This is a genomic window from Bacillus carboniphilus, from assembly GCF_020524035.2.
Classification (GTDB): domain Bacteria; phylum Bacillota; class Bacilli; order Bacillales; family JAIVKR01; genus Bacillus_CC.
In genome coordinates, this window is sequence record NZ_CP129013.1 from 1646820 (window position 1) to 1662945 (window position 16126).

Below are 16126 nucleotides of genomic sequence, written 5' to 3' on the forward strand. Positions count from 1 at the left end.
TATCTATATCTACTAGCCGTCATTTTTATGTAACAAAAAAAGACCCTTTGAGGGTCTTTTTTTTGCACTAAGCAGATTTATCATTGTTTTTCATCACAGAACCGTCTTTTAACACAAGCTTAGGCGATTCATTTTCAGTAACTGTTTTATCTGAAATGATGCATTTTTCAATATCGTCTCTAGAAGGTAGATCATACATAACATCCAGCATAATTCCCTCAATAATTGAGCGAAGACCCCTGGCTCCTGTTTTTCTTTCAATCGCTTTATTGGCGATCTCACGAAGAGCATCTCCCTCAAATTCAAGCTCTACATCATCTAGCTCAAGCATTTTTTGATATTGTTTAACTAGTGCATTTTTCGGCTTAGTTAAAATATCTACTAACGCTTCTTCATCTAGCTCAGTTAAGCTTGCAATGACCGGAAGTCTTCCAATAAACTCAGGGATTAGACCATACTTTAACAAATCTTCAGGTAGTACTTTAGCAAGTAACCCGTTTTTATCTAAATCTTCCTGTTTTTTCTCAGAACCAAATCCAATTACTTTTTGACCTAGTCTACGCTTAATAATTTGCTCGATCCCGTCAAAGGCTCCTCCACAAATAAACAAGATATTCGTCGTATCAATTTGAATAAACTCTTGATGAGGGTGTTTACGGCCACCTTGAGGAGGTACACTAGCGACTGTTCCTTCTAATATTTTTAGTAAAGCCTGCTGCACACCTTCCCCAGATACATCTCTTGTAATTGATGGGTTTTCAGATTTACGGGCTACTTTATCGATCTCATCAATATAAATAATCCCTCTTTCAGCTTTCTCTACATCGTAATCTGCCGCTTGAATAAGCTTTAACAATATGTTTTCAACATCTTCCCCAACATACCCAGCTTCCGTCAAAGACGTTGCATCCGCAATGGCAAAAGGCACATTTAAGATTCTCGCTAGCGTTTGGGCAAGTAACGTCTTACCGCTACCAGTTGGTCCAATTAAGGAAATGTTACTTTTAGATAGTTCTACATCATCGACCTTATTATTTGAGTTGATACGTTTATAATGATTATAAACAGCTACAGCAAGAGACTTTTTAGCCGAGTCTTGCCCAATTACATATTGATTTAATATATCTCGGATTTCTTTAGGTTTTGGTATGTCTTTTAGTTCAACCTCTTCTTCTGTTCCAAGCTCTTCCTCTACAATTTCAGTACAAAGCTCAATACACTCATCACAAATGTACACACCAGGACCTGCAACCAATTTGCGAACTTGATCCTGCGTCTTCCCACAAAATGAACATTTAAGCTGACCTTTTTCTTCATTAAATTTAAACATATTCTCACCCCTTATATCTTTTGTCTCTCTTTAAAAACGAAATGAACGAACAATTATGTAAAAACGAAAAAACCCAAATATGTATAAAAAAACAATGATGTAAAGCATGCGGAAGATTATATGTATGTAGCTGAAAACCTAATACTAAATGAAGATGCACCTTATTAGCGTGCCCAAATCCAAAACAATAAAACAGCAATGTGTATAAAACAAGGCACGATTACATCGCGCCCTGCTTTTTATTAACTTCTAATTTATATTATGCAACAACTTTGTGGTTTTCTACAAGAAAATCGATTGCTTTACGAATTTTTAAATCTTCTTTTAGCGTTTCTGTAGATCCAAGTGCTTGTTCAATGTTTTCAACAGGCATATTATACATCTCAGACATCTTCGTTAATTCTTCTTTAACTTCTTCGTCAGATACTTCAATGTTTTCAACTTTTGCAATTGTTTCTAGCGTTAAATTAAACTTCACACGCTTTCCAGCATCTTCTTTCATGCTCTCTTTAAGGTCTTCTTCACTTTGACCAGAGAATTGGAAGTATAACTCACGATTCATCCCTTGCATTTGCAGACGTTGATCAAATTCATTCATCATACGGTCAAGCTCAGTATTGATCATTGCTTCAGGAATATCAATTTCTGCGTTTTCTGCAGCTTTTTCAATTAACGTATCTTTAAGCTTCGTTTCAGCTTCAGTTTTTTTCGACTCTTCAAGATTTTTTCTTGTTTTTTCTTTTAGTTCCTCTAACGTTTCAACTTCTTCATCTACATCTTTTGCGAATTCATCGTCTAAAGCAGGTAATTCTTTTGTTTTCAATTCATGAATCTTCACTTTGAAAACAGCAGGTTTTCCAGCAAGATCTTCCGCATGATACTCTTCAGGGAATGAAACCTCTACATCTTTCTCATCACCGGCTTTCAAACCGATTAATTGTTCTTCAAATCCTGGAATGAACGTGTTTGAACCAATTTCTAGAGAATAATTTTCAGCATTTCCCCCTTCAAAGGCTTCACCATCAACGAATCCTTCAAAGTCAAGAACAACTGTATCTCCTTCTACAATTTCACCTTCTTCTTTCAAAACAAGCTCTGCTTGCTTTTCTTGAAGGGATTTCAATTCAGCTTCGACATCCTCATCTGTTACTTCAATATCTTCTTTTTCAGCCTCTAAACCTTTGTAATCACCAAGCTTCACTTCTGGTTTTACAACAACCTCAGCTGTGAAAATTAAGTTTTCGCCTTTTTCAATTTGTTCAATGTCAATATTCGGTTGATCTACAGGCTCAATCCCAGCTTCTTCAATTGCTTTTGAATACTCTACAGGAAGTATAATATCTAAAGCATCTTGGTATAAAGATTCAACACCAAAACGATTTTCAAAAATTGGACGCGGAACTTTCCCCTTACGGAAACCTGGTACATTTACTTTCTTCACAACTTTTTTAAATGCTTGATCAAGTGCTTTGTTAAATTCTGATGCCTCAACTTCTACTGTTAAGACTCCGTTATTTCCTTCTTTCTTTTCCCATTTTACTGACATGTATTTCCCTCCAAAAATCTATAAAATAAGTAACATTAAAAATGAATAAACCAATTTGAAATGTTGCATCAAATATTATTACTAAGTAAATAACCCCTTTTTCCATAATCGGGGTAGGTTGAATGTATTCAAGATTAGGACACTATACAACCATCTTATTATAACATACAAACAAATCCTTTCAAGAATTTGATCATAAATCAAAATAAGAAATTTCTTCATTTTGATTTAATTGGTCAATACATTCATTCACATCATCTTTATTTGCCTGATATTGTTCGCAAATTTCTACCAAATCACACTCAATCCCATGAAATTGATGCCCTATAAGATGAAGTGCAGCCGCCCAATTCTTACGACCTTGTGAAATAGGCTGAATGGGATAATAAACATAAAGATAACGAATCCAGATTTCTTTTACCACTTCAAATAAACTTGGGTTTTCTTGAGCTAATATTGCTTCTAGTTCATTTAACACTTCAAGAGTAAAGGACATCTCTGACAAATCGTCTAAAAGATATGGATTTACTTCTAATTGTTCATTAAATTTTTTCACGATAAATGACTGGTTGATTTGATTTTCTTTCAGTAAGGTCAAAGTCATTGATTTTATTACTGGGTGAATAAACTTATAAGTAAGTATTTCCTGTAAGATGTCTAGATGTTGATTTATATTATCTCGATTGATCAACTGTAAAAAAGCAGTATGCTGTTCTGGAGAAGCATCTAGATCCACTTTTATTCTTTCAACTGACTGTTTTTGATTTTTCTGGTCGTTCATTTTCCTGCTTAAATGGAGTAACTTATAAAAAGATTCCACTTGACTTGCTGGTAGTTTATTTTCCTCCAAAAGAGCTTCAATCATCGATTGAACTTCTACATACTCTCCCGATTGAACAAGTATGGATAAGTATATTTGCAAGACCGTAAAGTAATCACCTTGGTCTTCAAACAACATGTTCTTACAAAGCTCTTTTGCTTCTTTTAGATCTCCCATTTCCATTAAACAAATGGCCAACCCTAACTGAACCTCTGAGTGATCTTTATCCCACTTAAGTGCTTCAGTGAAGAAGTCTTTTGCTTGAATGTACTTTTTTTCTTTTAGAGCATCCATTCCCTTACTTACTAGTCGGTCACTTACATTTGGAAAAGGGATGATTTTACTCTTTTCTCCATCCATCTAATGCTTCACTCCAAGTTAAACTGTTTTCACAATTTTACATCAACACTATTCTTTATGCAATGAATACAGCAATTACGGATAATGTAGAATCAAAAAACACTTGAAAAATTATTCTAATGTGTTTCAGCTTAAACCGTTAAAATTTTATTTCGCCTAGCTTTGACAACATGGAAATACTTGTTATTTTCGTTCTTTATCGCCATTTAGAGCGCTTAGGTTGTAACAAACCTAATATTCTAATTTCTAAGAATAATATAAGCAAAGTAAATAATATAGATAATTACTAAGAATGCACCTTCTATTTTTGAAATTTTGTAGTGGGTTCTTGATAGGATTAATAATAAACATGTCACAAAAATCATAAGCCAAATATCTAGAAATATTCTTGAATCAACTGCTAAAGGATGGATCGTAGCAGATCCTCCTAAAATAAGGAACACATTAAAAATATTACTACCAACAATATTACCAAGAGCAATTTCAGTCTGTTTCTTAAATGCTGCTGTTACAGAAGTGACAAGTTCAGGGAGGGATGTACCCACAGCTACTATAGTCAAACCGACAAGAGTTTCACTCATCCCAAGGGAGAGAGCAATTTTCATACTATTTTCGACTACAAGGTTTCCACCAATCACAACAGCAGCAAGTCCACCAATTGTGAACAAAAAATTTTTTGACCATCGTGTATCCACAAAGGTAGAAGGATTCTCATATTTCTGACTTCGGTTGTTCCTTGCCATCTCGAAAACATAGTAAAGAAAAATAGCAAAAAAGAGAAGAAGAATAATCCCTTCAGTTCTTGTAATCAAATTAATTTCTGAGTATTGAAGTTGAATATCACTGATTAAGAGTAGTAACGAAACGGCCGCTAGTATAGCAAATGGGATTTCTTTTCTTATTGTTTCACTATTCACTGTCAAAGGTAATACAATTGCTGTAGCTCCTAAAATTAAAGTAGTGTTGAAAATGTTGCTCCCAACGACATTTCCAATTGCTACATCACTGTTACCTTGAAAGGCAGCAATAAAACTTACCGATGCTTCAGGTGCACTCGTACCAAAGGCTACAATAGTCAAACCTACTAACATTGGTGAAACTCTCAAAGTGTAGGCAATGTTTGACGCTCCTTTGACAAAATAATCAGCTCCCTTAATTAAGAGAGCAAATCCAATAAGCACTAAAAGGTAATTCATAATACTCCCACTTTCGAAATGTAATTTAACTTTAAGTGCGTGTTCAAAAAGTAAGGGAAAAAGAGCCGAGAAGAACGAGGCGGTTGCTAAAGGAACACGAGCTAAGTTCTGCCACGTCCTGTGACAACGCCCGCGCTAGCACTTCCTGGGCATCGAAGCACTCGCAGCGTACGTACTCTGTGCATGAGGAGCGGAAAAGCAAACCAACAAAGTTATTCGACAGCAATTTTTTATAACTTTTTGAACAACCTCTTTAATTAATAAATAGCTTCAACACCATATACAAATCTTATAACCCAAAAAAGATTAACGCAAACATTATCTAAAACTCTTCGATCCCTTTCCTTACTAAAAAAGATGCCTCTTCTGAAAGAGACACCCTTTTGAATTCAGTCCACGAATCCTTGTTTAATCTCGTACTTATTAATTTCTTCCTTATATTTCAATGTTACGTCTATCTCATCTTTTCCTTCCAGCAACATTTCCTGCCAATAAAGATCGATCGAAAAATGATATTCATTTCTCTCTTGGTCTAAAAGTTTCTTTCCTTTTAAATCAACGGTTAGTTCATATTCTTTTTCTGCTGCTTTACTTAAGATCGAATGAAATATCCTTTCTTCTATTACAATGGGTAACAAACCATTTTTAAGACTGTTTTGATAAAAAATATCCGCGAATGAAGGAGCAATAATCACCTCAAAACCATAGTCTTGTAAAGCCCATGGTGCATGTTCACGAGATGAACCACAACCAAAGTTTGGACCTGCTAATAGTATTTTTGCCTCCTTGTATAAAGGATGATTTAACTCGAATTGGTCGTTTAAGCTACCATCATCAAGATACCTCCAGTCAAAAAAGGCAAACTTTCCAAATCCTGATTTGTCAATTCTTTTTAAAAATTGCTTAGGAATAATTTGATCTGTATCCACATTCGCACGGTTAAGAACAGCAACTTGACTCGTTAACTTTTTAAATGCTTCCAACTTTTTGATACTCCTTTCGCACATCAACAAATTTCCCATATAATGCTGCAACAGCTGCCATAATTGGACTAACCAAGTGTGTTCTAGCCCCTTTCCCTTGCCTTCCTTCAAAATTACGATTCGAAGTGGATGCGCACCTTTTACCAGATGGAATGACATCCTCATTCATGCTTAAACACATACTACATCCCGATTCTCTCCACTCAAATCCCGCATTTAAAAAGATTTGATCAAGCCCCTCTTCTTCTGCCTTCCTTTTTGTTGATTGTGATCCAGGTACAACAATAGCGGTAACATTTGGATGCACTTTTTTCCCTTTTATAAGTGAAGCAGCTGAACGTAAATCGGATAACCTAGAATTCGTACAAGAACCGATAAATACATAGTCAATTTCAACATCTTGGATCGGTTGACCAGGAGAAACATCCATATATTCATAGGCTCGATTAAACCCTTCTGTTTTTTGATCCCCTTCTTTACTTTTAGGAATCTCACCATTAATTGGGACTACCATACTAGGATTGGTTCCCCAAGTAACCATAGGTTCTATTTTTTTGACATCCACTCTTATTTCTTTATCGAAAACGGCTTCAACATCTGTTCTTAAAGAGAGCCATTTTCGCGTGCACTTCTCAAACTCTTCATCACTAGGCGCATACCTTCTCTCTTTTAAAAAATCGATTGTTGTCTGATCTGGAGCGATCAATCCTGCCCTAGCCCCAGCTTCAATAGACATGTTACAAATAGTCATTCGTTCTTCCATTGATAACTTTTCAATAGTACTACCTGCATATTCGAAAACATATCCCATTCCAAATTCAATTCCATACTCACCAATTAAATAAAGGATTAAATCCTTTGCTGTAACTCCTTTTTTGCAACTCCCCTTCAAAAAGGATTCGACATGACTTCGGTTTGTTTTGCCACAAGGTTTGCGTAGCGAGTACATGCTCCACTTCACTTGTGCCTATCCCAAAGGCTAGAGCTCCAAAAGCTCCATGTGTAGAAGTATGGCTATCGCCACATACAATCGTTTTACCAGGGAGGGTTAAACCTAATTCAGGACCAATAACATGAACAATTCCTTGGTCTTCACTATCAATTCCTGCTAACTTAATCCCAAACTCATTACAGTTTTTCTCTAATGTTGAGATTTGTGTAGCCGCAATTTCATCTTTTATCACATGTCGATTCACCGTCGGTATATTATGATCGACTGTCGCAAACGTTAAATCAGATCTTCTTACTTTACGCCCTTTTTCTCGCAATCCTTGAAACGCTTGTGGACTCGTTACTTCATGAACTAATTGCAAATCAATATAGATTAAGTTCGGTTGAGTTGGAAAGTCTACTACAATATGATCCTCCCATATTTTATCGATAATTGTTTTTGGCATTGCCTTTCTCCCTCCTTTACTATTCGTAAGCATTCATGATATTGTTAATGGCTTGATTTCTTATTAACCTTTCTTTTATTTCACTCACAAACTTATTTGTAGATAAAACTGGCTGGTTTCCTTTTGCTAAATCTCTTGTGACATATCCTGCTTCAAATACTTCATGAACTGCTTTGTCAATCGTCTCTGCCTCTTTATTTAATTGAAAGGACGTTCTTAACATCATGGCAACGGATAAAATAGCCGCGACTGGGTTCGCAATGTTTTTCCCCATAATATCAGGTGCTGAACCATGAGCAGGTTCATATAGATGAACTCCAGACTTTGAAAGACTTGCGGATGGCAGCATTCCTAGAGAACCTCCTAAAATGGATGATTCATCACTCAAAATATCTCCAAACATATTTTCCGTAACAATAACATCAAATTGGCTAGGATTGATAATTAATTGCATAGCAGCATTATCAACCAGCATATGATTGAGTTCTACTTCGGGGTATTTTCCACTAACACTTTCTGCCACTTCCCTCCATAACTGACTAGAAGATAAAACGTTTGCTTTGTCAATCGATGTTAATTTTTTTCTTCTTTTTTGAGCTAATTGAAAAGCCGCTTCCACGATCCTTTCAATTTCTGTTCGTTTATAAAAAAGTGTATCCACTACTTGTTCTTGCTCATTTTCAAAAGATCTCCCAGAAGGCTTTCCATAGTAGAGGCCTCCTAGAAGCTCGCGTACAATCACCAAATCGACCCCTTTGATGATTTGTTCTTTTAAGGGTGTACTGTTCACTAAGGCAGGGAAAACATGGACGGGTCTTATATTCGCGTACAATTGGAGTTTCTTCCTTAACTGTAATAAGCCAGTCTCTGGTCTCAAATGAGAAGGATTCGAATCCCACTTCGGACCTCCAACCGCCCCGAACAATACAGCATCGGCTTGCATACAGGTATTAAGCGATTCTTCTGGTAACGGGGTATTATATTGGTCAATGGCACCACCACCTACCGCCGCAAAATGAAATTCAAATTCGTGGTTATACTGCGCACCAATCGTTAATAAAACTTCTAAAGCTGCATTGGTTACTTCTTTTCCGATCCCATCTCCTGGTAATACCGCAATTTGCTTTTTCATTTTTCTCCCCCCCTCATGAACAGATACTAACTTTTTATTCAGAATATTCAATCTATTAATTCCATTAATATATGCCTTTGCTGAGGCTTCCAAAACATCTTGAGCCACACTTCTTCCGCTTGTTTCTTCGCCATCCACTTTTAGTTTAACGAATACTTGAGCTAGCGCATCACGACCACTACTATTAGATTGAATTTGATAATCCAATAAAGAAATATTCATTTCAAGACACCGTTCAATGGTATTATATATCGCTTCAACACTCCCATTCCCTGTAGCCTGCCTCCTCTTTTATGGAACCTTTTTGCTTCAAACGTACAGTAGCAGATGGTGTTTGTGATAACCCATAATTGACTTGAAGTGAACATAGTTCAATGTCCTCTTCCTTATTTTCAACTCGGTGTTCCATCACAAGTACTCGGAAATCTTCATCCGTAAATGTCGCTTTTTTATCCGCTAATTGTTTAAATAAAATAAAGATCTTTTTTAATTCCTCATCCGAAACAGCAAACCCTAAACTCGTTAATTTTTCTTTTAATGCATGACGTCCCGAATGCTTACCAAGAACTAAGTCATTGGAGGACACCCCTACTAATTGAGGTGAAATAATTTCATACGTTGTTTTTTCTTTCAGCACTCCGTCTTGATGAATACCGGCTTCATGAGCAAATGCATTTTTTCCCACAATTGCTTTATTACGCGGGACTATCATCCCTGTTAAACGGCTGACTAAACTACTTGTTTGACTAATTTGACTAAGGTCCAAGTTAGAGCTAACTTTGTAGGAATCTTTTCGAATATGAAGAGCAACAGCAATTTCTTCCAAAGAAGCATTTCCTGCTCTTTCTCCTATGCCATTTATGGTGCCCTCAATTTGACCTACGCCTTGTTCGATTGCACTCAAACTATTAGCAACCGCTAATCCTAAATCATCATGACAATGAGCAGATAAAGTAACATTTTCAATTCCCTTAACATTCTCCATTAAATAAGAAAAGATATGGGCATATTGTTTAGGAGTAACATAGCCGACCGTATCGGGAATATTGATGACTGATGCCCCAGCTTTAATAACATACTCAACAATTTCAGCTAAATAGTCTAATTCGGTCCTGCAAGCGTCCTCGGCAGACCATTGTACAACTGGAAATATTTAGCTGCGTATTTTACTGAATGGATAGCTTGATCAATCACTTCTTCTTTCGATAATTTCAATTTATACTTTCGATGAACAGGCGATGTCGCAAGGAAGATATGGAGATGGGGCTGCACCCCATCTTTTAACGAATTCCATGCTGCATCAATATCACGCTCACTTGCTCTTGACAACCCGGCTACTGAACAGTCTTTTATCGTCTTTGCCACCTCATGAACAGAATCAAAATCTCCCTTTGATGCAGCCAGGAAACCCCGCTTCCATAATATCTACCTTTAATCTTTCTAACTGCTTTGCAATTTCAACTTTTTCGGCAAGATTTAAATTAACACCTGGTGATTGCTCTCCGTCCCTTAAAGTTGTGTCAAGCAGCTTAACTGTTCGCACCTTTAACCACCGCTTCCTTTTTATGAGATTGTTGTTTCACAAACGGCATCATTTCTCTTAACATTTGACCAACTTCTTCAATTTGATGGATATTCTCTCGTTTGTTGATCGCCTCAAATTGAGGGCGATTCACTTGATTTTCCAAAATCCACTCTTTGGCGAATTTACCTGTTTGAATATCTTTTAACACCGCCTGCATGGATTCTTTCACTTTCTCATTCACTACTCTTGGTCCTGATACGAAATCTCCCCATTGCGCCGTATTAGAAATAGAGTGTCTCATTCCTGCTAATCCACCTTCATACATGAGATCAACGATAAGTTTTAGTTCGTGTAAACATTCAAAGTAAGCGACTTCCGGTTGATATCCTGCTTCAACAAGCGTCTCAAACCCTGACTTTACAAGCGATGTTAACCCTCCACATAAAACCGCCTGTTCTCCAAAAAGATCGGTTTCTGTCTCTTCCTTAAAAGACGTTTCCAATACACCCGCTCGAGCTGAACCAATCGCTTTTGCATAAGCAAGAGCCAATTCTTTCGCGTTAGAAGTAACATCTTGTTCTACAGCAAATAAGGCAGGAACACCCGCTCCTTCTTGATACGTCCTTCTTACTAAATGTCCTGGTCCTTTCGGTGCTACTAAAGCAACATCAACGTCTTTAGGAGGTACCACCTGATGAAAATGAACGTTAAATCCATGGGCAAAAAACAACGCATCTCCTGGTAGTAAATGTGGTTTAATTTCTTTTTCATATACGTCTTTTTGATGTTCGTCTGGCAATAAAATCATGACGATATCCGCCTGTTTTGCTGCTTCAGAAACAGAATATACATCAAATCCATCTTCAACTGCTAAGTTGTATGATCCTCCTTTTCTAACACCAACAACTACCTTTATTCCGCTATCTTTTAAGTTTTGCGCATGCGCATGACCTTGTGAACCATAACCGATAATCGCTACCGTTTTGTTTTCTAAAACCTCTTCCTTTACATCCCCGTTATAATATACTTTTACCATTTGCCTCTCTCCTTCTTTACTAAAAATTTTTCACTGGAATATAGAACTTTTTTTCACTAATTGATTGGAATGTTGACTTCCTCTTGGGAAAGCTGTAATTCCCGTTCGAGCAATTTCTTTTATTCCATACGGCCTTACTAAAGCAATTAAAGCATCGATTTTTTCAGATTCACCAGTGACTTGAATGACGACACTTTCTTGGCTTACGTCAATGATCGAAGCACGAAAAGGTTCAATAATTCCTGATATTTCAATCCTTGACGAAGGTGTAGTTAACACCTTAATTAAGGCGAGCTCTCTAGCAACAATAGATTGATTTGTAATATCGGCTACTTTTAAAACGGATACTTGTTTATTGAGCTGTTTAATGATTTGTTCTATTTCTAGTTCCGTATCTACGTGAACAACAAACGTCATTCGTGATACTCCTTCTATTTCACTATGACCGACCGAAATACTCTCAATATTGTAGTGTCTTCTTGTTAAGAGTCCCGTTATTCGGTTTAATACACCAGATTCATTTAAAACGGTTAAAGAGATGATTCGCTTCATTTTTTCACTCCTACCATTTGGTGAATGCCTTTCCCCAGGAGCAACCATCGGATAAACATTTTCATTTTGACAAACATGAATATCAGCCACCACAGGTCCAACTGTAAATAACGCTTCCTGTAAACCTTGTTTGAGATGTTGTTTCTCTTTAATCAAAATACCCTTTAACCCATATGATTCTGCTAGCTTAACAAAGTCTGGTTGGCTCACGAATTTGGAATGAGAATATCGTTCTTCATAAAAGATCTCCTGCCACTGCCTTACCATTCCTAATGAGGAGTTATTAATTAAAATGACTTTAATGGGTAAATTGAGTTCTGCGAGAACAGATAGCTCTTGCAACGTCATCTGAAATCCTCCATCCCCCAAAATAGAGACAACGGTACTCTTTCTTTCAGCCAATTGTGCACCGATGGCTGATGGCAATCCGAAACCCATCGTCCCTAGCCCACCAGAAGTGACCCAACGATTCGGTTTTTTGAATGGATAAAATTGAGCAGCCCACATTTGATGTTGGCCTACGTCTGTTGTGATAATCGCTTCACCTTTAGTTAGATTATGAATTTCTTCAACTAAATACTGTGGTTTTATCACTTCTGCTTCATCCTCATACCAAAATGGATAATTCCCCTTTAATTCATAGACATTTTTTATCCATTCTTCATGATTACCTTGCTGACCATTCCTCTTAATTAACCCTTGAAGAGCAAATTTTGCATCTCCCACAATAGGAATTTGCACAGGAACGTTTTTACCTATTTCAGCAGGGTCAATATCTATATGAGCAACCATTGCTTTTGGGGAAAAATGAGTTAAGTTTCCAGTTAAACGGTCATCAAAGCGAGCTCCAATACTGATCAGTAAGTCACAATCATACATCGACATATTGGCTGCATACGTGCCGTGCATCCCCCCCATTCCAAGAAACAATCGGTGATCTGCAGGAAATGAGCCTAAGCCTAACAATGTGTTTACAACAGGAATCTCCTGCTGCTCTGCATAGTTTAATAACTCATCCGATGCTTTAGCATGTAAAACACCAGCACCTGCTAATATACAAGGTTTTTCAGCTTGACTAACTGCTTCCACTAGTTTGGTTAGCTGAATATCATTTGGTTTTGTAGTAGGTTGGTAGCCTCTTAAAAATACTTTTTTTGGGTAAGAATACGCGCCACTCAAATTTGCCATATCCTTTGGTATATCAATAACAACCGGACCGGGTCTCCCTGTTGTAGCAATATGAAAAGCTTCTTTAATCATTTTAGGAAGCTCATTGACATCCCGCACTTGAAAATTATGCTTTGTAATGGACATTGTTACACCGAGGACATCTGCTTCTTGAAAAGCATCTGTTCCAATCACACTCGTAGCAACCTGACCAGTAAAAATAATGAGCGGCAAGGAATCAATCATTGCGTCAGCTATTCCCGTAACCAAATTCATAGCACCTGGACCAGAAGTCGCTATTACCACCCCTGGTTTTCCAGAAACACGGGCATACCCTTCAGCAGCATGAATACCGCCTTGCTCATGTCTATTTAAAACGTGAAAAATACCACAATCATACAATTTATCGTAAATGGGTAAAACAGCTCCACCAGGATATCCAAAAATGACATCCACTTGTTCCTCTTTTAAAGCTTGAATAAGCATTTCAGCACCTGTCATCGTCGTACATTCTGCTCCTTGCATTTGTACTTTAGAGCACTCCAAGTTATTTCCCTCCTTCTTAGTTTTAAGCCCAAAACAATTAACAATTTTAAAAGATAAAAAAGCCCTTTCCCCCTTCAAAACCTACTGATTGTAGGAAGAAGGGGCGAAAAGACTTATTCTTTCCGCGGTACCACCCTTATTCGTAGTTCATCACTACCTTAGGAACAACACACGCTGTTCGTTTTGATAACGAGTGTATTCAATCTTCACTCGACCACTCCTACTGAGACTTTCAGAGTGACACGAAGAGGATTCACATCCTCTAAGAGGCGAGTTCATCTATCGATGAGATTACTAGGTTTCACCAGCCCCTAGCTCTCTAAAAATCTCGTGTCGACGACTACTTATCCTCTTGTCGTTTTAATGTTTTCATTTATAAAGAGTTGCTTAACTAACATTAACGTTTCCACGGCCTTCATCAAAATCAATGGCTACACCATCTACACATACCTTTTCCCTAAATGCCTCAAGCAAATGATTGGTTATACCACCTGGACGTCCATCTCCTATCGTTCGTCCATCTACCTTTACAACGGCAATAACTTCAGCAGCAGTTCCTGTTAAAAACACCTCATCTGCTATATATACATCGTGTCTAGTAAACGGTTGTTCTTTCAACTCATAGCCAAGTTCTTTGGCAATTTCAATAATAACTCCTCTTGTAATTCCTTCTAAAGCTCCAACATAGTCTGGTGGAGTGATAATTTGATTGTTTTTAATGATAAAAATGTTATCAGCAGAACCTTCAGCTACATACCCTTGATCATTCAACATTAATGCTTCACTTACATTTGCCAAATTTGCTTCTATCTTCACTAAAATATTATTTAAATAATTTAGTGATTTGATTTTCGGGCTTAAAACATCAGGACGATTTCTTCTTGTCGCAACAGTGATGATTTCGAGCCCTGTTTCATACAAATGTGCTGGGTATAACGCAAGTGGTTCAACAATAATCACAATATTCGGACTTTTACATTTATTGGGGTCTAAACCTAAATCACCAGCACCTCGCGAAACCACTAGTCGAATATAGGCATCTTTAAGCTGATTCTTTTTAACGGCTTCAATGACTAAGCTCGTCAACTCCTCTTGAGCATAAGGGATCGTTAATAATATGGACTTTGCTGAGTTATAAAGCCGGTCCATATGCTCTTTCAATCGAAAAACATTTCCACTATAGACTCTAATTCCTTCAAAAATCCCATCTCCATATAAGAAGCCATGGTCGTAAACCGACACTTTTGCGTCATCTTTTGTGACAAATCGGTCGTTAAGAAAGATCCATTGATCTCCCATTAACAGCACACCTTTCCTTTAAATAATTAACGCTTTCTATTATTAAATTAAAAAGTAAAAAAAAGAATGAATGCAGATAACGTTCTTTATTTTATCCTTTAGAAAACGTGTGGTTTTGTTTGTTTTAAGATATATTACGCTCATAAATAAAAACAGTCAATAGTTTTTTAAAGAATTGTGCGATAATTTATAAAGTTTAGAATATTTGAATGCGCTTTCACTGTTCATACTAATGAAGTAGAGAGATTGTTAAAATTTTATTAAAGTAGGTTCGGTATTGTTTTTAGTACAAACCTTTAAAAGTGCGTGTTCAAAAAGTGGATAAAATTCATTTATTATTAATACATATAGAATGGTAAAATAAGATGGTAATGATATTGAAAACAAGGAGGAGATGGAATTGGGCATTTTTGATGGTTTAATGGGAAATGCATCTGAGATTAGTAATGAAGATGTACAGAAAGAATTTTCACAAATTTTGATGAGCAACGAAAAGGTTGAAAGGTCTTATAAACTTATTCGAGATTTATTCATTTTCACAAACAAACGATTAATCTTAGTGGATAAACAAGGGATAACCGGTAAGAAGGTCGAATATCATTCGATCCCTTATCAAAGTATTAGTCATTTTAGTATAGAGACAGCGGGAAACTTTGATTTAGATGCTGAATTAAAAATTTGGATCTCGAGTAGTACAACTCCGATCCAAAAGACGTTTAATAAGAATTTAAATATTTATGAATTACAGACTGTGTTGGCGGAGTATATTTTAGGATAAAAAAAATCAGATCGAAAAAGCGTCAAAAACATTTTATTGTTATTTGACGCTTGTCTCTGAAAGGAAAATTTCCTGGAAACCGTAAGGAAGTTGGAGGAAGGTGCATATTGCTGATACCAAGTATTTGTGACGGTTATTAAGTATCACATCTACTTTGGTCCCATGATCGGCATGGCTTGATTTAAAATATCATTTTCCATAGCAAGCCTTTGATTTTCTTTGCGGAGTCTGATTAACACCTCCTGTTCTGGTATTCAATTGTCTTTATCTTCAAAAGATTCCGTTGTCGTATATTGTTGAACCCATTTATCAAAGGTAGAAGCCGTCAGTTCGTATTCTTTGATCATTTCATTGCTAGGTGGTATAACTGGACGATTTGTTCTTTGAACTCTTTCGAAAAACTTCTCCTTGTTCTTTTGGTCATATTGGATTCTCCTCTGTCATGAATTAATTGAATCT

At 36.7% G+C, this 16126-nt stretch carries 13 protein-coding genes, 3 pseudogenes and 1 other annotated feature; of the genes and pseudogenes, 1 reads left to right on the plus strand and 15 read right to left on the minus strand.

Going from position 1 to position 16126, the window contains the following annotated elements; genetic code table 11:
- Positions 1-67: 67 nt before the first annotated feature.
- From clpX to ilvE, 14 genes and pseudogenes are all read right to left on the minus strand, one after another.
- On the minus strand, positions 68-1330 hold the full coding sequence (clpX, locus tag LC087_RS08455) for an ATP-dependent protease ATP-binding subunit ClpX (protein WP_226539265.1): 1263 nt from the start codon (positions 1328-1330) through the stop codon (positions 68-70).
- Between the two features lie 259 nt (positions 1331-1589).
- Positions 1590-2876 carry a trigger factor gene (gene tig, locus LC087_RS08460; protein WP_226539264.1) on the minus strand — a complete coding sequence of 429 codons (1287 nt, stop codon included), beginning with the start codon at positions 2874-2876 and terminating at the stop codon, positions 1590-1592.
- Between the two features lie 193 nt (positions 2877-3069).
- Positions 3070-4056, minus strand: coding sequence for a tetratricopeptide repeat protein (locus tag LC087_RS08465; RefSeq protein ID WP_226539263.1), 987 nt, complete (start codon positions 4054-4056; stop codon positions 3070-3072).
- A 239-nt stretch (positions 4057-4295) separates the two neighbouring features.
- Positions 4296-5252 (minus strand): calcium/sodium antiporter, encoded by a 957-nt coding sequence (locus tag LC087_RS08470; protein ID WP_226539262.1) that lies wholly within the window; start codon positions 5250-5252, stop codon positions 4296-4298.
- 389 nt (positions 5253-5641) lie between these two features.
- Complete coding sequence (gene leuD, locus LC087_RS08475) at positions 5642-6235, minus strand: 3-isopropylmalate dehydratase small subunit (protein WP_371932666.1); 594 nt, start codon at positions 6233-6235, stop codon at positions 5642-5644.
- Positions 6222-7632 (minus strand): annotated as a pseudogene (leuC, locus tag LC087_RS08480) (3-isopropylmalate dehydratase large subunit). Before leuC ends, leuD begins: the two are co-directional and overlap by 14 nt.
- A 19-nt stretch (positions 7633-7651) precedes the next feature.
- A complete protein-coding gene (leuB, locus tag LC087_RS08485) occupies positions 7652-9016 on the minus strand; it encodes a 3-isopropylmalate dehydrogenase (RefSeq protein WP_371932690.1) in 1365 nt (454 codons plus the stop codon).
- 4 nt (positions 9017-9020) lie between these two features.
- A complete protein-coding gene (locus LC087_RS19650; RefSeq protein ID WP_371932691.1) occupies positions 9021-9917 on the minus strand; it encodes a homocitrate synthase/isopropylmalate synthase family protein in 897 nt (298 codons plus the stop codon).
- The gene (locus tag LC087_RS19655) at positions 9866-10129 is read right to left on the minus strand and encodes a hypothetical protein (RefSeq protein ID WP_371932667.1); all 264 of its coding nucleotides are present in this window, start codon (positions 10127-10129) and stop codon (positions 9866-9868) included. Before LC087_RS19655 ends, LC087_RS19650 begins: the two co-directional genes overlap by 52 nt.
- Positions 10130-10142: 13 nt before the next feature.
- Complete coding sequence (locus LC087_RS19660) at positions 10143-10307, minus strand: hypothetical protein (protein ID WP_371932668.1); 165 nt, start codon at positions 10305-10307, stop codon at positions 10143-10145.
- Positions 10294-11325, minus strand: a complete 1032-nt coding sequence (gene ilvC, locus LC087_RS08495; protein WP_226539257.1) for a ketol-acid reductoisomerase — start codon at positions 11323-11325, stop codon at positions 10294-10296. The genes LC087_RS19660 and ilvC overlap by 14 nt, the downstream gene beginning before the upstream one ends.
- Positions 11326-11355: 30 nt before the next feature.
- A complete protein-coding gene (gene ilvN, locus LC087_RS08500; protein ID WP_226539256.1) occupies positions 11356-11877 on the minus strand; it encodes an acetolactate synthase small subunit in 522 nt (173 codons plus the stop codon).
- A pseudogene (ilvB, locus tag LC087_RS08505) lies at positions 11874-13569 on the minus strand (acetolactate synthase large subunit). The gene ilvN and the pseudogene ilvB overlap by 4 nt, the downstream one beginning before the upstream one ends.
- Before the next feature lie 117 nt (positions 13570-13686).
- Positions 13687-13955: a binding site (T-box leader), on the minus strand.
- A gap of 22 nt (positions 13956-13977) precedes the next feature.
- Positions 13978-14889, minus strand: coding sequence for a branched-chain-amino-acid transaminase (ilvE, locus tag LC087_RS08510; protein ID WP_226539255.1), 912 nt, complete (start codon positions 14887-14889; stop codon positions 13978-13980).
- Positions 14890-15289: 400 nt separating this feature from the next.
- Here ilvE and LC087_RS08515 point away from each other — a divergent pair, with 400 nt between their 5' ends.
- On the plus strand, positions 15290-15667 hold the full coding sequence (locus tag LC087_RS08515; protein WP_226539254.1) for a PH domain-containing protein: 378 nt from the start codon (positions 15290-15292) through the stop codon (positions 15665-15667).
- Positions 15668-15754: 87 nt separating this feature from the next.
- On the opposite strand, the pseudogene LC087_RS08520 reads toward LC087_RS08515, so the two are convergent.
- Positions 15755-16091, minus strand: a pseudogene (locus LC087_RS08520) (transposase); the annotation flags it as partial.
- Positions 16092-16126 lie beyond the last annotated feature (35 nt).

Excerpts from the sequence above, each read along its gene's own strand:
- LC087_RS08470 (WP_226539262.1), bottom strand. The coding sequence starts at position 5,252 with ATGAATTACCTTTTAGTGCTTATTGGATTTGCTCTCTTAATTAAGGGA.
- ilvE (WP_226539255.1), bottom strand. The coding sequence starts at position 14,889 with ATGGGAGATCAATGGATCTTTCTTAACGACCGATTTGTCACAAAAGAT.
- LC087_RS08465 (WP_226539263.1), bottom strand. The coding sequence starts at position 4,056 with ATGGATGGAGAAAAGAGTAAAATCATCCCTTTTCCAAATGTAAGTGAC.
- tig (WP_226539264.1), bottom strand. The coding sequence starts at position 2,876 with ATGTCAGTAAAATGGGAAAAGAAAGAAGGAAATAACGGAGTCTTAACA.
- clpX (WP_226539265.1), bottom strand. The coding sequence starts at position 1,330 with ATGTTTAAATTTAATGAAGAAAAAGGTCAGCTTAAATGTTCATTTTGT.
- ilvN (WP_226539256.1), bottom strand. The coding sequence starts at position 11,877 with ATGAAGCGAATCATCTCTTTAACCGTTTTAAATGAATCTGGTGTATTA.
- ilvC (WP_226539257.1), bottom strand. The coding sequence starts at position 11,325 with ATGGTAAAAGTATATTATAACGGGGATGTAAAGGAAGAGGTTTTAGAA.